Annotated in this window: 18 protein-coding genes; 9 read left to right on the top strand and 9 right to left on the bottom strand. The window is 71.9% G+C overall.

The window, feature by feature from the left end:
• Positions 1–107 precede the first annotated feature (107 nt).
• Positions 108–1,619 (top strand): AI-2E family transporter, encoded by a 1,512-nt coding sequence (locus tag SCA03_RS22995; protein ID WP_051846640.1) that lies wholly within the window; start codon positions 108–110, stop codon positions 1,617–1,619.
• A 264-nt stretch (positions 1,620–1,883) separates the two neighbouring features.
• On the opposite strand, the gene SCA03_RS22990 is transcribed toward SCA03_RS22995, so the two are convergent.
• On the bottom strand, positions 1,884–3,944 hold the full coding sequence (locus tag SCA03_RS22990) for an alpha/beta hydrolase (protein WP_141275624.1): 2,061 nt from the start codon (positions 3,942–3,944) through the stop codon (positions 1,884–1,886).
• Positions 3,945–4,253: 309 nt separating this feature from the next.
• On the opposite strand from SCA03_RS22990, the gene SCA03_RS22985 reads away from it, so the two are divergent.
• The 6 genes from SCA03_RS22985 (at position 4,254) to SCA03_RS22960 (ending at position 11,136) form a co-directional block, all read left to right on the top strand.
• Complete coding sequence (locus SCA03_RS22985; RefSeq protein ID WP_030885437.1) at positions 4,254–5,699, top strand: catalase; 1,446 nt, start codon at positions 4,254–4,256, stop codon at positions 5,697–5,699.
• A gap of 340 nt (positions 5,700–6,039) precedes the next feature.
• Positions 6,040–6,564, top strand: coding sequence for a PadR family transcriptional regulator (locus SCA03_RS22980; protein ID WP_030885434.1), 525 nt, complete (start codon positions 6,040–6,042; stop codon positions 6,562–6,564).
• Positions 6,561–7,310: an ABC transporter ATP-binding protein gene (locus tag SCA03_RS22975; RefSeq protein ID WP_078875085.1), complete on the top strand. Its 750-nt coding sequence runs from the start codon at positions 6,561–6,563 to the stop codon at positions 7,308–7,310. Before SCA03_RS22980 ends, SCA03_RS22975 begins: the two co-directional genes overlap by 4 nt.
• A complete protein-coding gene (locus tag SCA03_RS22970) occupies positions 7,307–9,667 on the top strand; it encodes an ABC transporter permease (protein ID WP_086814504.1) in 2,361 nt (786 codons plus the stop codon). The genes SCA03_RS22975 and SCA03_RS22970 overlap by 4 nt, the downstream gene beginning before the upstream one ends.
• A gap of 307 nt (positions 9,668–9,974) precedes the next feature.
• Positions 9,975–10,877 (top strand): SPFH domain-containing protein, encoded by a 903-nt coding sequence (locus SCA03_RS22965; protein ID WP_037851393.1) that lies wholly within the window; start codon positions 9,975–9,977, stop codon positions 10,875–10,877.
• Between the two features lie 10 nt (positions 10,878–10,887).
• Positions 10,888–11,136, top strand: a complete 249-nt coding sequence (locus tag SCA03_RS22960; protein ID WP_030885421.1) for a type II toxin-antitoxin system antitoxin — start codon at positions 10,888–10,890, stop codon at positions 11,134–11,136.
• Between the two features lie 28 nt (positions 11,137–11,164).
• Here the strand turns inward: SCA03_RS22960 and SCA03_RS22955 are convergent, their stop codons facing one another.
• Entirely contained in the window at positions 11,165–12,145 is a 981-nt protein-coding gene (locus SCA03_RS22955) for a LysR substrate-binding domain-containing protein (protein ID WP_078873639.1), read from the bottom strand.
• A 201-nt stretch (positions 12,146–12,346) separates the two neighbouring features.
• Between SCA03_RS22955 and SCA03_RS22950 the strand changes: the two genes are divergently transcribed.
• Both SCA03_RS22950 and SCA03_RS22945 read left to right on the top strand, forming a co-directional pair.
• Positions 12,347–12,901 carry a peroxiredoxin gene (locus SCA03_RS22950; protein WP_030885415.1) on the top strand — a complete coding sequence of 185 codons (555 nt, stop codon included), beginning with the start codon at positions 12,347–12,349 and terminating at the stop codon, positions 12,899–12,901.
• Between the two features lie 5 nt (positions 12,902–12,906).
• Positions 12,907–13,440: an alkyl hydroperoxide reductase gene (locus SCA03_RS22945; RefSeq protein WP_030885412.1), complete on the top strand. Its 534-nt coding sequence runs from the start codon at positions 12,907–12,909 to the stop codon at positions 13,438–13,440.
• Positions 13,441–13,602: 162 nt separating this feature from the next.
• Here the strand turns inward: SCA03_RS22945 and SCA03_RS22940 are convergent, their stop codons facing one another.
• The 7 genes from SCA03_RS22940 to SCA03_RS22910 form a co-directional block, all read right to left on the bottom strand.
• Positions 13,603–15,615: a SpoIIE family protein phosphatase gene (locus SCA03_RS22940; RefSeq protein WP_086818223.1), complete on the bottom strand. Its 2,013-nt coding sequence runs from the start codon at positions 15,613–15,615 to the stop codon at positions 13,603–13,605.
• Between the two features lie 49 nt (positions 15,616–15,664).
• Positions 15,665–16,357: a class I SAM-dependent DNA methyltransferase gene (locus tag SCA03_RS22935; protein ID WP_086818222.1), complete on the bottom strand. Its 693-nt coding sequence runs from the start codon at positions 16,355–16,357 to the stop codon at positions 15,665–15,667.
• Between the two features lie 129 nt (positions 16,358–16,486).
• Positions 16,487–17,152, bottom strand: coding sequence for a cytidylyl-2-hydroxypropylphosphonate hydrolase (gene fomD, locus SCA03_RS22930; protein WP_030885403.1), 666 nt, complete (start codon positions 17,150–17,152; stop codon positions 16,487–16,489).
• Positions 17,153–17,298: 146 nt separating this feature from the next.
• A complete protein-coding gene (locus SCA03_RS22925) occupies positions 17,299–18,693 on the bottom strand; it encodes a class II fumarate hydratase (protein ID WP_030885400.1) in 1,395 nt (464 codons plus the stop codon).
• Positions 18,694–18,767: 74 nt separating this feature from the next.
• Entirely contained in the window at positions 18,768–19,082 is a 315-nt protein-coding gene (locus SCA03_RS22920) for a hypothetical protein (RefSeq protein ID WP_086818221.1), read from the bottom strand.
• 70 nt (positions 19,083–19,152) lie between these two features.
• Positions 19,153–20,145, bottom strand: a complete 993-nt coding sequence (locus SCA03_RS22915; RefSeq protein ID WP_086818220.1) for a hypothetical protein — start codon at positions 20,143–20,145, stop codon at positions 19,153–19,155.
• A 174-nt stretch (positions 20,146–20,319) separates the two neighbouring features.
• Positions 20,320–22,020: a fumarate hydratase gene (locus tag SCA03_RS22910; RefSeq protein ID WP_030885391.1), complete on the bottom strand. Its 1,701-nt coding sequence runs from the start codon at positions 22,018–22,020 to the stop codon at positions 20,320–20,322.
• Between the last annotated feature and the right edge of the window lie 19 nt (positions 22,021–22,039).

The following is a 22,039-nucleotide window of genomic DNA, read 5'->3' as shown; positions in this document are numbered from 1 at the left end:
TTCCGGCGCTCTCCCGGGGGTGAGCGGTCCGGAAGCAACCATCGGCGCGGGTAACGTCGTCCCTCACACGGCGAAGCCCATGCCCGAGGGGGGCGGAGGAAAGCGGAATGACGAGCAGAGTGGACAGGCTCAGGTCGGCCGTAGGCCGCTGGGCCGCCAAGGCCGCCGAGCGGCGTGCCGAAGCGGAGCGTGCGGGCGGCGGGCCCGGCCCCGACGGGGTCGACCCCGGCCTGTCGAACGCGGAAGCCGGCCGGGCGCAGGCCGACGCCGAGGCGGACGCCGGGCAGGCGGGCCGGGGCTTCGTGCCGCCGCCGCCCGAGTACGCGCCCGCCATAGCGGCCAAGCCCGAGCCCGCGGCCGCCGTGCCGTGGGGGGTCCGGGTGGCGGCCGAGGCGGGCTGGCGGCTGCTGGTGCTCGCCGGTGTCGTCTGGGTGCTGATGAAGATCGTCAGCGCCGTCAGCCTGGTGATCGTGGCGTTCTCGGCGGGGCTGCTCATCACGGCGCTGCTCCAGCCGACCGTCGCGCGGCTGCGCCGGATCGGGCTGGGCCGCGGGATCGCCACGGCCATCACGTTCATCGGCGGCTTCGTCGTCATGGGCCTGGTCGGCTGGTTCGTGGTGTGGCAGGTCATGGAGAACCTCGACACCCTCACGGACAAGGTCCAAGACGGTATCCAGGAGCTGAAGAACTGGGCGCTGAACGGCCCGTTCCATGTCTCCGAGGACCAGATCAACGACATCGCCAAGAACCTCAGCGACTGGATCGGGGACAACAGCAAGGAGCTGACCTCCGCCGGTATCGAGGGCGTCACCGTCGTCGTCGAGTTCCTCTCCGGCGCGGTGCTGGCGATGTTCGTGACGCTCTTCCTGCTCTACGACGGCCGCCGCATCTGGAACTGGGCGCTGAAGTTCGTCCCCTTCGCGGCGCGCGAGGGTGTGGCGGGCGCCGGGCCGCGCGCCTGGGCCGCACTGACGGGCTATGTGCGCGGCACGGTGATAGTGGCCCTGATCGACGCGATCTTCATCGGGATCGGCCTGTACTTCCTCAAGGTGCCCATGGCGGTGCCGCTGGCCGTGTTCATCTTCCTGTTCGCGTTCATCCCGATCGTGGGTGCGGTGATCTCCGGGGCGCTGGCGGTCGTCGTCGCCCTGGTCACCGACGGCATCTTCACCGCCGTGCTCACGCTGGCCGTGGTCCTGGCCGTGCAGCAGATCGAGAGCCATGTGCTCCAGCCCTTCATCCTGGGGCGGCTGGTGCGCGTCCATCCGCTGGCCGTGGTCCTCTCGGTCACCGCCGGCGGGCTGATCGCGGGCATTCCGGGCGCGGTCGTGGCGGTGCCGCTGGTCGCCGTCGCGAACACCGTCGTCGGCTATCTGCGGGGGTACGCGAACGAGCAGGCCGTACGCACGCTGCGGGAGGCCGCACCGGCCGGGGCCGGGCAGGGCACACCGGCCGGTGCACCGGGGGCGGCGCCGCCGCCCGGGTCCTCCGGCGGCTCCGGGAGCGGGGCCGGTGAGCGCGGGACGTCCCGGGGCGAGCCCGGCGACCGCGGGGACGGCGGACCCTCGTCCGGTCCGAGCGGGCCCACCGGCGCGGGCGGCGGCACCGGGGGCGGTTAGCCGATCGCCGCACCACCCCGGCACTCACACGAACGGGGCGCTCCGTCGACGCGGGGCGCCCCGTTCGTGTGTGCGGAACCGCGCGCGCACGGGCCTCGGATGCGTCGGGGCCCGGCGGGGACGCCCCGTCTCCGTACCGGCCGATGCGGCCACCGGCGGGGGAGAGGGCGGTGACCGATGTGGCGTCAGGCCGGAGTCCGCGATTCCGCCGGTCCGGGCCGGGCCGGGACCGTCACGGAACTCCGGTACCGGGGTTGGTGCGGCTCAGTACGGGGCCTCGCGCTGTTCCATGAACTCCCTGAGCCGTGCGGTGTCCTCGTCCGTCCAGCCGTCGGCGGGGGCCACGGCGGCCCAGCCGTCCACGGAGCCGTTGCCGTACCGGTGGCCGTGCGGTGCCTCCACGCCGTAGGAGACGGCCATGTCCACCGTCGTCTGCCAGAACGTCACCACGGGGAACCAGGTGACCGAGTCGGTGACGTCCGGGCCGACCGGATGGCGCAGCCAGTCGGGCCGGTGGACGGCGAGGTCCGGGTTCCACCAGGCGATCGCGTCGGAGGCGTTTTGCAAATGGACCACCCGCGGATGCTCCCAGCGGGAGAACGGCCCGGGGCGGGCCAGATCCCGGCGCGGGTACTGGGCGAACCGGAAGTGCCGGCCGTTCTCGTACTCCGGGCGCCACACCGGGCTGCCCGGATCGCGGTCAGCGGTGAGCTGCCGGCGGACGGGCGAGAACTCGGGGGTGCCGGCGAGCAGGGCACCGTCCACCTTGGCCAGCATGTCGTCCGGGCCGTCGAACGACGCCTCGATCCCGTACGCGCCCAGGCTCTCGCCGAACACGACCAGCTGGGGGCGGTCGTCGGCCGGTTCCCGCAGCCAGCGCTCGCGGACGGCCTCGACCAGCGCCCGGGTGGCCCGCCCGGCCTCGTCCTTGTCGACGAGGAACGAGAGCCAGCTGGGCAGGTAGGAGTACTGGACGGCGACGATCGCCGTGTCGCCGCCGTGCATGTACTCCAGCGGCTCGGCGTCCGTGGAGTTGACCCAGCCCATGCCGGTCGTCCCGGCGATGGCCAGGACGTCGCGGTCGAACGCGCCGGTGCGCTCCAGCTCGGCGACCGCGAGCCGGGCGCGCGCCGTGGCGTCGGACGCCGCCTGCTGGCCGACGTAGACCCGGATCGGCTGCCGCGCCGGTTTACCGGTGACGGCGGTGATCGTCTGCGGCGTGAGCGACGAGCCGGTGAAGTTGCGGCCCTCGTAGCCCAGGTCGTCCCAGTCGACCAGGGAGTCCGGGCCGCCGGACACCCGGTGCGAACCGGGCCTGCTGATGCCCTCCTTGGTGCCCTGGTCGGTGCTGTGCGCGATGCGCGCGGCGATGTCCACCACGCCCCGGTCGAAGACGACGTCGCGGGTGCCGACGAGCACCGCCGTCGCGCTCACCAGCACGCCGACACCGATGGCCAGCGGCCGTGGGACGTACCGGCCCAGCGCCCGTATCAGCTTCCTGGTGGCCAGCCGCACGGCGCGGGCCGCGGCCACCAGCACGGCGCAGATCGCCATCGCCATCAGCGCGATCATCATCGAGTGCCAGGTCAGCGTCTCGGGCATCTCCTGGAGCCGGCGCAGGGTGCGCTGCGCGTCCGCGCTCCACGACAGCGCGGCGATGGTGAGGCCGATGCTCAGCGCGTAGTACGCCAGCCAGGCGCGCGCCCGGGCCCGCGCGCCGGGGAAGAGCCCCGGCCGCCGCCGGCGCAACGGGCGCAGCGCCGCGCGGACCAGCCAGTCCAGCAGTGCGCCGATGGCGTAGCCGAGAGCCGCGTTGATCCCGCCGATCACGCCCTGGAGGAACCAGGGGCGCGGCACCAGCGAGGGCGTCAGCGAGACCCAGAAGAAGAGCGTGGCGCAGCACAGCGCCGTCAGCCCGGGCCAGCGGCGCACGATCCAGGCCGAGCTGGGCGGCTCCCAGTACGGCCGCCGGGCCAGCGCGGCCCCTACGCGGACGGCCCGCCGCAGCGGGCAGATCCACCCCGCCGCCACTCCGCGGGGCGCCCCTTCCGCCGGTTCGGCCGTCCCGTCCGTCGGCTCGGCTGCCCCGCCTCTCGGTCCGGGGATCCCGTCCGCCGGTCCGGCAGGTCGCTCGGCCGTGTGCTCGGTCGCCTGCGCCTGCTCGGTCGCCTGTCCGGCCGTCTGTCCGGCCGTCTGTTCGGTCTCGGCTTCGGCGGGGCCTCCGTCCGGCTGCGGTGCGGGCGGTGCGGCAGGGCTCTGGCCGGTGTGCCCGGCGGGGCGGTCCAGCTCCTCCGTCGCGGGCCGGCCTGTGGTGTCCTGCCGCATCGTCCCTTTCCTGCCTGCTCCTGCCCGTTTCTGTTCTTCTGTGTGCCGTATGTGTTTCGGGCTGCTCGTCCCGGAGGAGCCGTTCGGTGCCGGCCGCCCAGTATCGCCACCACCCGATCCGGCTGACGCAGCCGGGGGCGGCGGGGTTGCCCGGGCCGGCCGGGCGGTCCCGGAGGGGGAGCGCGAAGGGGGCGGAAGGGGCGCGCGGGCCGAGCGGGAGGGTTTTCCACATGGGTTGCCGACACGGTGTCGGCGAGTTTTGCTGGGAGGCCGGACCCGTCACCACCCTCGTACGCGGGAGGACGCTCCATGACGGACTTCACCACCACGAACGCCGGGATCCCGGTCGAGAGCGACGAGCACTCCCTGACCGTCGGGCCCGACGGGCCGATCCTCCTCCAGGACCACTACGCCATCGAGAAGATGGCGCAGTTCAACCGGGAGCGCGTCCCCGAACGCGTGGTCCACGCCAAGGGCAGCGGCGCCTACGGCTTCTTCGAGGTCACCAACGACGTCAGCCAGTTCACCAAGGCGGACGTCTTCCAGCCGGGCCGGCGCACCCGCATGCTGGCGCGGTTCTCGACCGTCGCGGGGGAGCAGGGCAGCCCCGACACCTGGCGGGACCCCCGCGGCTTCGCGCTGAAGTTCTATACGCAGCACGGCAATTACGACCTGGTCGGGAACAACACCCCGGTCTTCTTCGTGCGCGACACCCTCAAGTTCCAGGACTTCATCCGCAGCCAGAAGCGGCAGATCGGCAGCGGCCTGCGCGACCACGACATGCAGTGGGACTTCTGGACCCTCTCACCCGAGTCGGCCCACCAGGTCACCTGGCTCATGGGCGACCGCGGCATCCCTCGCACCTACCGGCACATGAACGGCTACGGCTCGCACACCTACATGTGGGTCAACGCCGCCGGCGAAAAGTTCTGGGTCAAGTACCACTTCAAGACCGACCAGGGCATCGACTTCCTCACTCAGGAGGAGGCCGACCGGCTCGCCGGTGAGGACGCCGACTTCCACCGCAGGGACCTGTGGCAGTCCATCCGGCGCGGCGAGCACCCGGCATGGACGCTCAAGGTCCAGATCATGCCGTTCGAGGACGCCCCGGACTACCGCTTCAATCCGTTCGACCTGACGAAGGTGTGGCCGCACAGCGACTACCCGCTCATCGACGTCGGCCGGATGACGCTGAACGAGAACCCGGAGGACTTCTTCCTCCACATCGAACAGGCCGCGTTCGAGCCGTCGAACCTGGTGCCCGGCATCGCCCCGTCCCCGGACAAGATGCTGCTCGGCCGGCTGTTCTCCTACCCGGACACCCACCGGTACCGGATCGGCCCGAACTACACCCAGCTCCCGCCGAACCGGCCGCAGGCGCCCGTCCGTTCCTATGCGAAGGACGGGCCGATGCGGTACGAGCCGCCGAACGTGGCCCGCCCCTACGCGCCCAACTCCTACGGCGGCCCGGCAGCGGACAGCCGCCGGTTCCGGCCCGCCGGCTGGACGGTGGACGAGGGCGAGATGGTGCGGCACGCCTACACGCTGCGCCGGGACGACGACGACTTCGGCCAGCCCGGGACGATGGTCCGCGAGGTCCTCGACGACGCGGCGCGCGACCGGCTGGTGAACAACATCTCCGGACATCTGCTCGACGGGGTGAGCAAGCCCGTGCTGGAGCGGGCCGTCCAGTACTGGCGCAACGTCGACAAGGCACTGGGCGACCGGGTGGCCGCCAGGGTGAACGGCGGCTGAGGCCACCACCGGCCCGCCGGCACCCACCGGCCCACCGGCCCGGCGACGCCTGCCGGTTGGTCGGCCCATCGGCTCACCGGCCCATCGCCCCCTGACCCGCCGGTTCGTCTGTTCGCCGACCCGCCGGTTCGCCGGTCCATCGCCGCTGTCTCCGGGCGGCTGTCTCCGGGCGGCTGCCTCCGGACGACCCCGGACGGCCGCCTCCGGGGGCGGAGGCGTGCGCACGCGCACCGACCGGCTCCCGTCGCTCACTCCGCCGCTCACCTGCGGTTTCTCCGACGGGAGGGTCACTCGATCCGGGTATACACCAGGTGTATACGCATGGTGTACAGTCGTCGCCATGTCCATCAGCCATACGTTGCTCGGCCTGCTGGAGACGGGGCCGCGGCACGGATACGACCTCAAGCGGGCGTTCGACGAACGCTTCGGCCACGACCGCCCGTTGCACTACGGCCAGGTCTACTCGACGATGTCGCGCCTGCTGAAGAACGGCCTCGTGGAGGTCGACGGCATAGAGGCGGGGGGCGGCCCGGAGCGCAAGCGGTACGCCATCACCGATGCGGGGATCACCGATGTCGAGGAGTGGCTGGCCACTCCGGAGAAGCCCGAGCCGTATCTCCAGTCCACGCTCTACACCAAGCTCGTCCTCGCGCTGCTGACCGACCGCGACGCGAGCAGCCTGCTCGACACCCAGCGCTCCGAGCATCTGCGCCTGATGCGTGAGCTGACGCGGCGCAAGACCCACGGCGATCTCGCGGACCAGCTCATCTGCGACCACGCGCTCTTCCATCTGGAGGCCGATCTCCGCTGGCTGGAGACGGCGGCGGCGCGGCTCGACAAGCTTGCGAAGGAGGTGCGCCGATGAGCGCCACCCCGACCCCCTCGCCCGCCCACGCGCCCGACGCGGCACCCCACGCGGACGGCACCTCCGCGCTGCTGCACGCCGAGGGCCTGCACAAGACCTACGGCTCGACGCCCGCCCTCGCCGGTGCGGACTTCTCCATCCGGGCGGGCGAAGTGGTGGCCGTCATGGGCCCGTCCGGCTCCGGCAAGTCGACGCTGCTGCACTGCCTGGCCGGAATCGTCCCGCCCGACTCCGGCCGGGTGCTCTACCGGGGACGGGACCTGTCGGCCCTCTCCGATGCGCAGCGCAGCGCCCTGCGCCGTGGGGACTTCGGCTTCGTCTTCCAGTTCGGCCAGCTCGTCCCGGAGCTGACCTGCCTGGAGAACGCCGCGCTGCCGGTCCGCCTGGCCGGCGCGGGCCGCAAGCAGGCCGAGGCCCAGGCCCGCCAATGGCTGGAGCGCCTGGAGGTCGACGACATACGGCACCACCGCCCCGGGCAGGTCTCCGGCGGCCAGGGCCAGCGGGTCGCGGTGGCGCGCGCCCTCGCCGCCCGTCCGAGCGTGGTCTTCGCGGACGAGCCGACGGGCGCGCTGGACTCGCTCAACGGCGAGCGCGTGATGCAGCTGCTCACGGAGGCCGCACGGGATTCCGGCGCCGCTGTCGTCCTGGTCACCCACGAGGCACGGGTCGCCGCCTATTCCGATCGCGAGATCGTCGTCCGGGACGGAAAGGCACGTGACATGAGCGCCATGGCAGGTGTCGCATGACAGACCCTCGGCCCCCGCACGGTCTGCGGGTGTGGGTGCGGGACCTGGCGATGGGCTGCCGGTTCGCGACCTCCGGCCGTCAGGGCTGGGCCCGGACGCTGCTCACGGCCGTCGGCGTCGGACTCGGTGTGGCGCTGCTGCTCGGCGCCGCGTCCGTGCCCACTTTGATGAACGAGCGCGACGCCCGCGGCAACGCCATGTCCGTCTTCCCCGATTCGCTCCGGGGCGAGTCCGCCGAACCGTCGGCGGGCGACCGCACCATTGTCACCGGCGATGCCAACACCACCTACCGCGACCTGGAGCTTTACGGGAGGACGCTCCAGGCCGACGGCGCGCACCCGGTGACCCCGCCCGGTGTGGACCGGTTCCCCGGCCCGGGCGAGATGGTCGTCTCGCCCGCCCTGGAGAAGGTGCTCGCCTCCGGCGATGCCCAGGGCCTGGTGAAGCGCCTGGACGCCAAGATCGTCGGGACGATCGGCAAGGACGGGCTCCGGGGCCCCGGCGATCTGGCCTTCTACCGGGGCACGGACAAACTCGTCGCGGGGCAGGGCGCGCACCGGATCGACTCCTTCGGCACCTCGGAGGGTGAGACGAAGCTCGACCCGTCGATAGTGCTGCTCGCGGTGGTGGCCTGTGCGGTGCTGTTGATGCCGATCGCCGTCTTCGTCGGTACGGCGGCGCGTTTCGGCAGCGAGCGGCGGGACCGGCGGCTGGCCGCCCTGCGCCTCGTGGGTGCGGATGCGGCGATGGCACGCCGGATGGGGGCGGGTGAGTCCCTGGTGGGTGCCGTGCTGGGGCTGGTGCTGGGCACCGGGATCTTCCTGGCGGGTCGGGGCCTGATAGAGCGCATCCAGCTCTTCGACGTCAGCGTCTTCGCCACGGATCTCGCCCCCAGCCCGGCGCTGGCCGCACTGGTCGCCCTCGGAGTGCCGGCGGTGGCCGTCGCGGTCTCGCTGTTCGCGATGCGCGGCATCACCATCGAGCCGCTCGGCGTGCTGCGGGAGAGCGTGCCCCGTCCCCGCCGCCTGTGGTGGCGACTGGCCCCGCCGGTGGTCGGTGCGCTGCTCCTGCTCCCGCTCTCCGGGAAAGTGGGCGGCGATTCCCCCAGCTCCGTCAACGAACTCCAGGTCGCCGCAGGCGTGGTGCTGCTGCTGAGCGGTGTGGCGCTGCTGCTGCCGTGGGTGGTCGAGCGGCTCGTGCGGCGGATCCGCGGTGGCGGCATCTCCTGGCAGCTGGCGACCCGCCGGCTCCAGCTCAGCAGCGGCTCGTCCACGCGGGCGGTCAGCGGTATCACCATCGCCGTCGCCGGTGCCATCGCGCTCCAGATGCTGTTCGCGGGCGTGCAGTCCGAGAACACCGAGACCGTCGGTGGTTCGGGCAGGCCCCAGGCGGGGCGTACCGAGTTCGACATCTCGATGCCCGGCATGTCCGATCTCGGCCGCAGCAAGGAGCTGGACCGGGCGCTGGAGCGGACCCCCGGTGTCCGGGAGGTCAGCGGCAGCATGAGCGGGATGCTCAAGACCAAGGGCAAGGAGGAGTACACCAGCGTCATGATCGGAAGCTGTGCCACGCTCCGCGAGCTGGCGCATCTGGACTCCTGCCGGGAGGGCCAGGTCTTCCGTCTCCGTCCCACGTCCGGCAACGACCAGGAGAAGCCCCCGGCGGTCGGCACCGCGATGAAGCTCAAGAAGATCCACGGCTCCGGGACACAGGAGTGGCGCGTGCCCGCGTCGGCCGCCTCCGTGCGCCCCAAGCCGGACGAGCGGACCGGCTACGACGCCAGCGGCCTGCTGGCCACGCCGTCGGCGATCGCACCGGAGCAGGCCGAGGCGCAGTACGGCGGCTGGGTGAGCATCGACAAGAAGGACGAGCAGGACGCGCTGGAGCAGGTACGCACCACCGTCTTCCACCAGGACCCGGCGGGCGCGGTCTTCTCCTCGGCTCCGATGAAGCGCAGCTCCCAGGACTTCGCGGGGATCAGCCGGGCCATATTCGCGGCCTCCGTGGCGGTCCTGTTGATCATCGGCGCCAGCCTGGTCGTCTCGATCGTGGAACAACTGCGGGAGCGGAAGCGGCAGTTGGCGGTGCTGGTGGCCTTCGGTACCCGCCGGTCCACGCTCGGGGCCTCCGTCCTGTGGCAGTCGGCGGTGCCGGTGGTGCTGGGCCTGACGCTGGCGTCCGGGTTCGGGCTGGGGCTGGGCTGGATGCTGCTGCGGACGATGGACCGGAAGGTCACCGACTGGCTGGTGTTCGCCCCGATGGTCGGGGTCGGCGCCGGGGTGATCGCGCTGGTCTCCCTGCTGAGCCTGCCGTCCCTGTGGCGGACGATGCGGCCCGAGGGGCTCCGCACGGAGTGAGGCCGGCCCGGGCTCCGGGTGGAGCCGGTCCGGAACGCGGCGAGGGCGCAGGGGAGTTGACCACTCTTTGCGCCCTCGCGCCGTTTCGGGCAGTCCGCGCACTGGCCAGAGCGGCACGCTGACGGTAATCTGCTATCACATTGCTAGAGCAGTGCGATAAGTCGAGGTGCTCGGACGTTCGGTGTCCCCGCGCCCGCCCGCACCGCGTCGACCACGGAAACCAAGGAACGGGGGAGGCCCCATGAGCCTCGACGACACCCAGCGCACGGAGCGGGGACGGACAGCGGAGCCGGCCGGCGGGCCGGAGATGCCGACCCCGGAGGTACGGGAGGTCACCGCCCGCAGCGTGCACGGCGGGCTGGCCCTCTTCCTCGGCCTGGTCGGCGTGCTGGCCGGGGCCGCCGCCTGCGTCGGCGGCGGCCGGATGCTGGCCGACGGCAGCACCGCCGGGGGAGCGGCGCTCCTGGTCGTCGGGGTGCTGGTGGTGATCGGTTCGGTCTTCGGGATGGCCGGGCTCAACATGGTCGCCCCCGGTGAGGCCCGGGTCGTCCAGCTCTTCGGCCGCTACACCGGCACGATCCGGGTGGACGGCCTGCGCTGGGTCAATCCGCTCACCACCCGGACGCGGATCTCCACCCGGGTCCGCAACCACGAGACCGCCGTCCTCAAGGTGAACGACGCGTACGGCAACCCGATCGAGCTGGCGGCCGTCGTCGTCTGGCAGGTGCAGGACACCGCGCAGGCCACCTTCTCCGTGGACGACTACGTCGAGTTCGTCTCCACGCAGACCGAGGCCGCCGTCCGGCACATCGCGATCGAATACCCCTACGACGCCCACGAGGAGGACGCCCTCTCCCTGCGCGGCAACGCCGAGGAGATCACCGAGAAGCTCGCGGCCGAACTGACGGCCCGGGTGCAGGCGGCCGGCGTCACCATCGTCGAATCGCGCTTCACCCACCTCGCCTACGCGCCCGAGATCGCCTCCGCGATGCTCCAGCGGCAGCAGGCGGGAGCCGTGATCGCGGCCCGGCGGAAGATCGTCGAGGGGGCGTGCGGCATGGTGGAGGACGCGCTGGCACGCATCACGGCGCAGGACTACGTGGAACTGGACGAGGAGCGCAAGGCGTCGATGGTGAGCAATCTGCTGATCGTGCTGTGCGGGGACCGCGCTCCGCAGCCCGTGATGAACACCGGGTCGCTCTACCAGTGACGGCCGACCGGTGACCGCTCGGGACGAGGGCGAGGAGCCCGCCTCGCCGGCCCCCCGGCCGCGGCAGCGCAAGCAGGTGCTGCTGCGGCTCGACCCGGCGATGCACGACGCGCTGGCACGCTGGGCCGCCGATGAACTGCGGTCCACCAACGCCCAGATCGACTACCTGTTGCGGCGTGCCCTCAAGGAAGCCGGCCGCCTGCCCGGCGAGGCGCGCCCCCACCCCCGCCGGGGCCGCCCGCCCCGCGAGGACGGGTGACCCGAGGGGCGAGGCCACCGGCACGCCGTCAGGGCAGGACGAGCCGTACCGGAAGCCCGCGCAGGGCGCCGCGGAGCGCATCGGCGAACGCGCCGAACTCCTCCTCGCGCGCCGCGCCCGCGCGCAGGGCCAGCCCGACCCGGCGCAGCGGCGCCGGGTCGGTGAAGTACCCCGTGCGCAGCGCCTCGTTGCGCCCCGCCTCGACCTGGACGGCGGTCCGCGGCAGCAGCGTGACGCCCATGCCGCCGGCGACGAGTTGCACCAGTGTGGACAGCCCCGCCGCGCTGGTCGTCACCGTGTGACCTTCCGCACGTCCGGCCTCCCGGCAGATGTCGAGGGCCTGGTCCCGCATGCAGTGCCCCTCATCGAGCAGCAGCAGATCCAGCTCGCGCAGCACGGAGCGGGGCAGATCGCGACGGCCGGCACAGGGGTGATCGTGCGGAGTGACGAGGACGAAGTCCTCCTCGAAGAGCGGGATTTCCCGTATCCGGGAGGTCCCCGGCGCTCCGGTCGCGCCCAGCGGCAGGGCGAGCAGCAGCAGATCGAGCCGCCCCTGGGAGACACCGTCCAGCAGGGAGGCGGTCTGCTCCTCGTGGACCTGAAGATCGAGGTCCGGATACCGTTCGTGCACCAGCCCGAGCACCGTGGGCAGCAGATACGGCGCGACGGTGGGGATGACGCCCAGCCGCAGGACGCCGGTGAACGGCGCTCGCGCCGCCTCGGCCTCCTCCAGCAGCTCGCCGACCGCGTGCAGTACGGTCCGTGCGCGGGCCGCCATGCGTTCACCGGCCGGGGAGAGCAGTACCTTTCGGGTGGTTCTCTCCAGCAACTGCACCCCGAGCGTCTCCTCCAGCGCGGCCACCGCTCCGGAGAGGGCGGGCTGGCTCATGCCGATGGCGCCCGCCGCGTCACGGAAGTGCAGATGCTCCGCGACGGCGGCGAAGGCCCTCAGTTGGGAGAGGCTCGGCTGCTTTCCCCGCGCGGGCTGTGCGGCGCGGGGTGCCGGTATGCCGGGCGCCGGGGCCTCCTGACCGCGGGGACGGCCACGGGTGGTGCTGCGGTCCGGCACTGAGGTCACTGATAACTCACTCCAATCAACGGCACCAAGCTTAGCTATTTCCGCGATCAATGCGGCCTGTGGCAAGGTGGGGGCGTCCAACCCCGAGGAATGCCTGCAAATAGGGGCGTTCCGCCCTGCAAGGAGTGCGCGTTGCTCACTGTCGGTGACAAGTTCCCCGAGTTCGATCTCACTGCCTGCGTCTCGCTGGAGAAGGGCAAGGAGTTCGAGCAGATCAACCACAAGACCTACGAGGGCAAGTGGAAGGTGATCTTCGCCTGGCCGAAGGACTTCACTTTCGTCTGCCCGACCGAGATCTCGGCCTTCGGCAAGCTGAATGACGAGTTCGCGGACCGCGACGCGCAGATCCTGGGCTTCTCCGGCGACTCCGAGTTCGTGCACCACGCCTGGCGCAAGGACCACCCGGACCTGACGGACCTGCCGTTCCCGATGATGGCCGACTCCAAGCACGAGCTGATGCGTGCCCTGGGCATCGAGGGCGAGGACGGCTTCGCGCAGCGTGCCGTCTTCATCGTGGACCAGAACAACGAGATCCAGTTCACGATGGTGACCGCCGGCTCCGTCGGCCGTAACCCCAAGGAGGTCCTGCGGGTGCTCGACGCCCTCCAGACCGACGAGCTGTGCCCCTGCAACTGGAGCAAGGGCGACGAGACCCTGGACCCGGTCGCGCTGCTGGCCGGTGAGTGATCACCATGGCGCTCGATGACCTCAAGCAGGCCCTTCCGGACTACGCGAAGGACCTGAAGCTGAACCTCGGCTCCGTCATAGGCAACTCCGAGCTGCCCAAGCAGCAGCTCTGGGGCACCGTTCTGGCCTGCGCCATCGCGTCCCGCTCGGGCATCGCGCTGCGTGCGCTGGAGCCGGAGGCCAAGGAGAACCTGAGCGACGAGGCGTACGCCGCCGCCAAGTCGGCCGCCGCCATCATGGCGATGAACAACGTCTTCTACCGCACCCGGCACCTGCTGTCGGACCCCGAGTACGGCACCATGCGCGCCGGCCTGCGGATGAACGTCATCGGCAACCCCGGTGTCGAGAAGACCGACTTCGAGCTGTGGTCGCTCGCCGTCTCCGCGATCAACGGCTGCGGCCAGTGCCTGGACTCGCACGAGCAGGTGCTGCGCAAGGCCGGTGTCGACCGCGAGACCATCCAGGAAGCCTTCAAGATCGCCTCGGTCGTGCAGGCCGTCGGCACCACCCTGGAGGCCGAGAACCAGCTCGCCGGCTGACCCTCGCGCCGCCGCCGCGCGCGGCACCCGGATCCACCGGGACGAACGCCCCGTGCACGGCCGCCATGTCGCGGCCGGCACGGGGCGTCGGCGTGCCGGGCCCCTCCCGGGCCTCCCGAAGACCCAGGGCGCCCGGGAGAGTTCAGCAGCGTTCGCGAACGGTCAGGACAGGGCGAGTTCGAACCAGACGACCTTGCCGGTCGACAGCCGGGTCGCTCCCCACCGCCGGGCGAGACGGTTCACCAGATACAGCCCGCGCCCGCCCTCGTCCGTGGCGCGCGCCTGCCGCAGCCGGGGCAGCTGCGGGACGTCGTCGCCCACCTCGCAGCGCAGCGTGTCGGTACGCAACAGCCGGAGCGTGATGGGGCGTTCGGCATACCGGACGGCGTTCGTGACCACTTCGCTGACCAGCAGCTCGACCGAGTCCGTCAGCTCCTCCAGGCCCCAGCGCGAGAGCGCACGGCGCGCGAGTCTGCGCGCCTGACGCGCCGTCTGCGCCCGGGGATCGAGGTACCAGTACGCGACATCGCTCGGCGCGATCCCGTCGAACCGGGCGGCCAGCAGGGCGATGTCGTCGTCGCGGTCACCCGGGCCGAGGATGTCGAGCACCTCGTCGCAGAGCGGCTCCAGCGGGGCGGCGGCACCCGGGCGGGTGAGCCGGGCCGTCGCCGAGAGCTTCTCGCGCAGATGCTCGATGCCGGTCCACACATCGCGCTGCCGGGACTCGACGAGCCCGTCGGTGTACAGCAGCAGCGTCGCACCGGCCGGCGCGTCCAGCTCCACCGCCTCGAAGTCCACCCCGCCGACGCCGATCGGCGCACCCGCCGGGATGCGCAGCACCTCGGCGCGGCCGCTGCGGTGCAGCATCACCGGCGGCGGATGCCCCGCGTTGGCCACGATGATGCGGTGCGCCACCGGGTCGTAGACCGCGTACATACAGGTCGCCATGCGGTCGCTGCCGAGCCGCTGGGCCTGCTCGTCCAGGTGGTGCAGCACCTCCTGCGGCGGCAGGTCGAGACCGGCCAGGGTCTGTGCCGTCGTCCGCAACTGGCCCATGATCGCCGCGGAGGTCATCGAGTGGCCCATCACGTCCCCGACGACCAGCGCGACCCGGGAGCCCGGCAGCGGAATGGCGTCGTACCAGTCGCCGCCGACCCGCGCCGTCTCCGCCGCCGGCAGATAGCGGCTCGCCAGCTGGACGCCGGTGGGCTGGGGGAGTTCGTCGGGCAGCATCGTGCGCTGCAACTCGTCGGCGATGTACGCCTCGCGGCCGTACAGGACGGCCTTGTCCACACCGAGCGCGGTGTGCGTGGCCAACTGTGCGGCGATGAGCAGATCCTCGTGCTCGAACGCCGGGCGCTCCGGCCTGCGCAGGAAGACCGCCGCACCGATCACCCGGCGACGGCCGCGCAGCGGCGCGAGGATGGCCCGGTTGCCTTCGGGAATGTCCCGGCCCGGGCCGAGGAGTTCGGGCAGAGCGGTGCCCGCCGCGGGGGAGTCCGCGAAGACCGGCCGGACCCCGCGCAGCACCTCGGCCAGCGGCCCGCCCGGCCGCACCTCGGTCAACTCGGCCGCGCCGCCCCCGAGCCCGGGAGCGGCCACCGGGTCGCCGCCCGCGAACTCCTGGCCCGGGATCACCGGCGGCACCAGGTCGGAGAGGGCCGCCGCCGTGGGCGCGGCCAGCGGGCCCTCGGGTATGCGGTCGCTGCGGCGCAGCCGCAGGACGAACGGCCCGGTCGGTCTCTCGTCACCGACCGGAAGCGGATCGCGCAGATAGACCAGGATCGCGTCGGAATAGGCGGGAACGCTCGCGCGGCACAGGCCCAGCACGGTCTCGTCCAGATCGACACCGCGGGCGATCCGGCGGGTGGCGGCGCCGACGAAGCGCAGCCGGTCACCGCCCCGCCGCTCCCGCTCGGCCCGCTCGCCGCCGTCCTGCCCACCGGAACCCGCCGCTCCAGGACCGCCGTTCGGCGCCGTGCCGCCCGCCCCGGCCTCCTCCGCGGCGCGGGCGCCCGGAACCGGCCCCTCGGCGGGTACGGCGTCATGGGTACGCGGGGCCGCCGGCGTGCCCTGGGGGCCACCGGGGACCTGTGCGGCGGCGCCGGGCTGCGCAGGCTCCGTCGTGCTGCTCGCCGCAGGCTTTTCGTGCTCCGTCACGCGTTCGGTTTCCATCCATCCGGGGCTGCGCGCCGGCGCACGCCCAGCGCTGGGTGCTCGCGGTCTATGGGCGTCGCCGGCACTGAAGGAAGAGCTGCATCTCGGGCGGCACATCCGTGCTCGCGGGAGCGAACGCGTACGCGTCCTCCCCGACGACCTCGAAACCCGCTCCCTCGACCACCTGCCGCAGCTCGTCCCGCAGGAAACCCGACACGCGGAGGGTGTGCCCCAGGAACGGGACGGCGAAGTCGTCGACGTCCGACTCCACCATGCCCAAGGCGAGGGGCCCGCCCTCCCGGATCAGCCCGTGCAGCGCACGCAGCGCCACCGGGATCTCCGCGCGGGGGAGCATCAGCAGCGAGAAGAACGCGACCGCGCCGTCGAACGGGCCCAGGCCGGCGGTCTCCGCGTCGGCCAGATCCAGCCGGCGGAACTCGGCCTCGGGAACGTTGTCCCGGCTCAGCTTCAGCATCGCCCGGGACAGGTCGATCCCGACGACATGGTGGCCGTCGTCCGTGAGCTGCCGTGCCGTGGGCAGTCCCGTACCGCAGCCGACGTCCAGCACACGGGCACCGGCCGGAAGTTGCCCGCTGAACCACGCGGCCGCCGACACCTGGCCTTCCTTGTGCGGGAACGCCTCGTCGTACCGGTCGCCGATTGCGTCGAACGCCTCGGCCTGGCCGGACCTGTCGATGCTTGCGCGGTCGAAGCCGTCGTACGCCCGGGAAGGACCGTGCGCCCCCGCGCTGCTGGCCACAGCCTGCTCCTCTCTGGCCGCCGGTCAATTCCCCGGATCATCAGGGGAGTTACGGCGGCACGCTCACGGACGTTGATCCTACGTTTGCAGTATGGGGGCGTATCAAGGGGCATCGGGAGGTGGGTGCAGTCACGTGTTGAACGGCGAGCGGTCCCAGTCGTCCGGGAGTTCGGGCACCGGCCAGTGCGGATCCGGCCGCCACCGCTCCCAGCCGTCCGCGAACGGCGTGCCCCACGCCCGGACGGCGGCCACGGCGCGACGGCCGGCAGCACGGACCCGCTCGGCCTGTTCCCCGTCCAACAGGCCGACATGCTGTGCCTGCGCGAACTCGTCCTCGTCCCGCCAGCGCCAGCTGCCGTCGGGGCCGACCTCCAGATCCAGGAAGTGATCCTCGGAGTCCACCCCGCCCGCCCAGCGCGTGCGTGGCTCCTCCAGGTTCACGTAGAAATTCCGGAACTGCCAGTCCCTGTCCCAGAAAAGCCACACCGACCACGGTTCGCCCGGGCGTGCCAGCTTCAGGACTCCCGTACCGAACCACCGGGAAAGCGTGGTTCTGCGGGGCTTCGTGTACCTCGTGGCCAGCGGCTCGCGGTGCACCGGCGTACCGTCCGCGAGCTCCGGCTTCACACACACCGTGCCCGGCGCGACCCAGACCGCGAGCAGAGCGGGCGTATCGCGGACGACGGTGACGGGGCGACAGATATGGGGATGTGTGGCGCCGTTGGCCCGGTAACGCCACAGGATGTGGGCGCCGACGGGCCAATGGGCGGGTGGCGCCGAGGTTTCCGCTGTCATGGCCGGATACTAGTCCTCCTCCGGCGGCCACCTCCCGCGTCCGCTCGGCCCCACCGGACGAAGGCGCAGGTCACGGCCGCCCTCGGCAACACCCCGCCCAGGGGGGCGCACCGGCGCGGGCGGCGGCCCGGAGGTGAGCTGCCGGCTCAGGGACGGGTCATACGCAGCACGTCCAGCGCCTCGTCCAACTGCTCGACCGTCAGCTCGCCCCGCTCGACATGGCCACTGCGCAGCACCGCCTCGCGGATCGTCAACTGCTCGGCCATCGCCTTCTTGGCGACCGCGGCGGCGTTCTCGTACCCGATGTACTTGTTCAGCGGCGTGACCACGGACGGCGACGACTCCGCGTACGCACGGGCCCGTTCGGCGTTCGCGGTGATGCCGTCCACCGTGCGGTCCGCCAGCAGCCGCGAGGCGTTCGTCAGCAGCCGGACCGACTCCAGCAGATTCTTGGCGATCACCGGCAGCATCACGTTCAGCTCGAAGTTGCCCGCCGCGCCCGCCGTGGCGACCGTCGTGTCGTTCCCCGTGACCTGCGCGGCGACCATCAGCACCGCCTCCGGGACGACCGGATTGACCTTGCCCGGCATGATCGACGAACCGGGCTGGAGATCCGGCAGCGCGATCTCGGCCAGCCCCGTCCGCGGCCCGGAGGACATCCAGCGCAGATCATTGGCGATCTTCGTCAGACCGACGGCGATCGTCCGCAGCTGCCCGCTCGTCTCGACCAGGCCGTCCCGCGCCCCCTGCGCCTCGAAGTGGTCGCGCGCCTCCGTCAGCGGCAGGCCCGTGACCCGCGCCAACTCCTCGATGACCGCGGCCGAGAAGCCGGGCGGGGTGTTGATCCCCGTGCCCACCGCCGTGCCGCCCAGCGGGAGTTCGGCCAGCCGCGGCAGCGCGGCGCGCAGCCGCTCGACCCCGCGCCGCATCTGCGCGGCATAGCCCCCGAACTCCTGGCCGAGCGTCACCGGGGTCGCGTCCATCAGATGCGTACGCCCCGACTTGACGACGTCGGCGAACTCCTCGGACTTCCGCTCCAGCGCGGCGGCCAGATGCTCCAGCGCCGGGATCAGATCCGCCGTCACCGCGGCCGTCGCCGCGACATGGATCGAGGAGGGGAACACGTCGTTCGACGACTGGCTCGCGTTGACGTGGTCGTTCGGGTGGACCGGGGCGCCCAGACGCTCGCTCGCCAGCGTGGCCACGACCTCGTTCATGTTCATGTTCGACGAGGTGCCCGAACCCGTCTGGAAGACGTCCACCGGGAAGTGCTCGTCCCAGCGGCCCGTCGCGACCTCCTCCGCCGCGCCGCGCACCGCCTCCGCCTGCTCGGCGCCGAGCACCCCCAGCCGCCCGTTCACCACGGCGGCCGCCGCCTTGATCCGGGCCAGCGCCTCGATGTGCGCCCGCTCCAGCCGCTGCCCGCTGACCGGGAAATTCTCCACGGCCCGCTGCGTCTGCGCCCGCCACTTCGCCTCCGCCGGAACCCGCACCTCCCCCATGGAGTCGTGCTCGATCCGGTACTCAGCGCTCTCACTCATCTCGTGTCGCACCTCCATGCCTTCCAGCATCGTGGAGGCCGCGCGCATTCCCGGCGCCGACGCGGGGCGGGGCGTCAGGACGCGGCGGCGCCGGACGGGCGGGGCAGCCCGTCGCCGGAGAAGAGGTCTTCGGCCGTCCGGGCCGTGAGCGCCCGGTCGGTCCAGCGGGCGAGAAGCACGCAGTCGCGGCACGAGCTGATGCGTTCGCGGTCCGTCTCGGAGAGGGCGATCCGGCGCAGTTCGAGCAGCCGGAGGAGCGTGTGCGTGAGGGCGTACACGCGCCCCTCGCGCCATCCTTCGGTCCAGCCCTTGGCCCACCCCTGGGAGCGTCCCTGGTCGCGCAGCCCCTCGGCCACGAAGCCGCGAAATGCGAAGAGTCCTGGTGCCATGGTCCTCACCATCGAAAGCGGCCGGACCGGTGCGCTGTCGTGCCCGGCCGGTCCGCGGCGTACGAGTCGGTCAGCGGACGGTGTCGTCCGGGCGTGCGGGGACGCCCTCTCCGGCGAGCATCTCCTCGGCCGTCTCCACCGTGGCGGCCCGGTGGAACCAGCGCGTGATGAGGCCGCTGTCCTTGCAGGCGGAGATGCGAGCCCGCTGTTCCTCGCTGAGGGTGATCCCCCGCGCTTCGCACAGCTGGAACAGGCACATCAGCCGTCCCTCGAAGCGGCCCCGGCCGAGCCCCTTCTCCAGGCCCTTCTCCAGCCCTGCGGCGAGGCCCTCCTCGCGGCCTTCTTCCCGGCCCTTCTCGCGCCCTTCCTCCCGCAACCCTTCGGCCACGAAGCCGCGGAGTTCGAAGAGTCCTGCTGCCATGAGTTCCCTCCACAGTTCGCCCGCCGGGGAGTCGGCGAGGCCGCTGGCGGTGATGTCGGCGCAGACGGTGACGCGCTCGGGGTTGTCGCTCGTCTTCAGAGCCGTTGCGAGGACGTCCAGTATCTCACCGATGCGTGGGTCGTCACTGTGTGTCAGAGCGGAGAAGACCGCGAGCGGCAGATCCGCGGACGCGCGTTCGATGTCGGTGATGACGGGCACGTTGTCCGGCCCCAGGACGAACGGCGTGATGTGCATGTTCGGCTGGTCCGGGTGGCCGATGCGGAAGGGGCCGGCGGCCCATCGCGCGGTGCGGCTGTCCCGGCAGACGACGAGCAGCACCGGCTGCTCGCGGGGGTACTTGTTGGCGAGGAAGCCCAGATAGTAGCCCCAGCTGAGCGCCTTGTCGGGGTCCTTCCTGGTCTGCGCCTCGACGATCAGCAGATAGGTGGTGTCCGCGCAGCTGAGGCGCAGCAGTGTGTCCACCCGCCGCTCGACGGGTCTGATCTCGGTGAGGTCGCAGTTGAGGACGTCCACGCGGGCCCGGCCCGGTGCGGGCAGACCGAGGAGTCGGAAGGCGCTCGCGAACAGTCCGGGAAGCTCCTGGAAGGCCCGGTGGTGCGCCTCGTGCGGGGAGTTGACCATGGGCGCGAAGCTACGGGCCCCAGGTGTGCTTCCCCGCTTGTCGGATCGTCCTTCACTCGTACGGACGCGGCCGGCTTGCGGCCGGGGCGGGCGGTGTGGTGGGCGCGGGGCGGGCGGTGTGCTCGCCGGGCCCCGCGCCCAGCGTCGAGGGGCCGGAACGGCCCCGTGCCCGGGTCAGGCCCCGGTGCGGACCGGGATCGAGGTGACGAAGGGCTGTTCGGGGGCCGGGTCGGCGAAGAAGTCGTTGCCCTTGTCGTCGACGACGACGAAGGCCGGGAAGTCCTCGACCTCGATGCGCCAGACGGCCTCCATGCCGAGCTCCTCGTACTCCAGGACCTCGACCTTCTTGATGCAGTCCTGCGCCAGCCGGGCCGCGGGGCCGCCGATGGAGCCGAGGTAGAAGCCGCCGTGCGTGGCGCAGGCGTCGGTGACCTGCTTGCTGCGGTTGCCCTTGGCGAGCATCACCAGGGAGCCGCCGGCCGCCTGGAACTGCTCGACGTAGGCGTCCATCCGGCCGGCCGTCGTCGGCCCGAAGGAGCCGGAGGCGTAGCCCTCGGGGGTCTTGGCCGGGCCGGCGTAGTAGACGGGGTGGTCGCGCAGGTACTGCGGCATCTCCTCGCCCGCGTCGAGCCGTTCCTTGATCTTGGCGTGGGCGATGTCCCGGGCGACGACGAGCGTGCCGGTGAGCGAGAGCCGGGTCTTGACCGGGTGCTTGCTCAGCTCGGCGCGGATCTCGGACATGGGGCGGGAGAGGTCGATGCGGACGGCGTCCAGGTCGGGCCCCGCGCCCTCGGTCAGCTGTTCGTCGGTGGTGTCGGGCAGGAAGCGCGCCGGGTCGGTCTCCAGCTGTTCCAGGAAGACGCCCTCCGGGGTGATCTTCGCCTTGGCCTGCCGGTCGGCGGAGCAGGAGACGGCGATGGCGACCGGGCAGGAGGCGCCGTGCCGGGGCAGCCGGACCACGCGCACGTCGTGGCAGAAGTACTTGCCGCCGAACTGCGCCCCGATGCCGATCTTCTGGGTGAGCTGGAAGACCTTCTCCTCCAGCTCCTTGTCGCGGAAGCCGTGCCCGGAGGGCGAACCGCTCTCGGGCAGCTCGTCCAGGTAGTGCGCCGAGGCGTACTTGGCGGTCTTGAGGGCGTACTCGGCGCTGGTGCCGCCCACGACGATCGCCAGGTGGTAGGGCGGGCAGGCGGCCGTGCCGAGGGAGCGGATCTTCTGCTCCAGGAACGTCATCATCGACGCCTCGTTCAGCACCGCCTTCGTCTCCTGGTAGAGGAAGGACTTGTTGGCGCTGCCGCCGCCCTTGGCCATGAAGAGGAACTTGTACGCGTCGCCGTCGGTGGCGTACAGCTCGATCTGGGCCGGCAGGTTGCTGCCGGTGTTCTTCTCCTCCCACATGGTCAGCGGGGCCATCTGCGAGTAGCGCAGGTTCAGTTCGGTGTAGGCGTCGTGGATGCCGCGGGAGAGCGCCTCCTCGTCGCCTCCCTCGGTCAGCACGTTCTGGCCGCGCTTGCCCATGACGATGGCGGTGCCGGTGTCCTGGCACATGGGCAGGACACCGGCGGCGGCGATGTTGGCGTTCTTCAGCAGGTCCAGGGCGACGAACTTGTCGTTGGCGCTGGCCTCGGGGTCGTCCAGGATGCGGCGCAGCTGGCCGAGGTGTTCGGGCCGCAGATAGTGCTGGATGTCGTGCACGGCCTCGGCGGCGAGCTTGCGCAGGGCCTCCGGCTCGACCTTGAGGAAGGTGCGCCCGCCGGCCTCGAAGGTGCTCACGCCCTCGCTGGTGACGAGGCGGTACGGCGTCGGGTCGGCGCCGGTGGGCAGCAGGTCGGTGTAGGTGAACTCCGGCCCGGCGGGGCGTGAGCTGGCAGACATGACGGGGGCTTCTTCCTCT

The sequence above is a fragment of the Streptomyces cacaoi genome (assembly GCF_006539165.1).
Classification (GTDB): Bacteria; Actinomycetota; Actinomycetes; order Streptomycetales; family Streptomycetaceae; genus Streptomyces; species Streptomyces cacaoi.
Note: the sequence above shows the minus strand (reverse complement) of the source record. Positions and strands in the feature narration are given on the sequence as shown.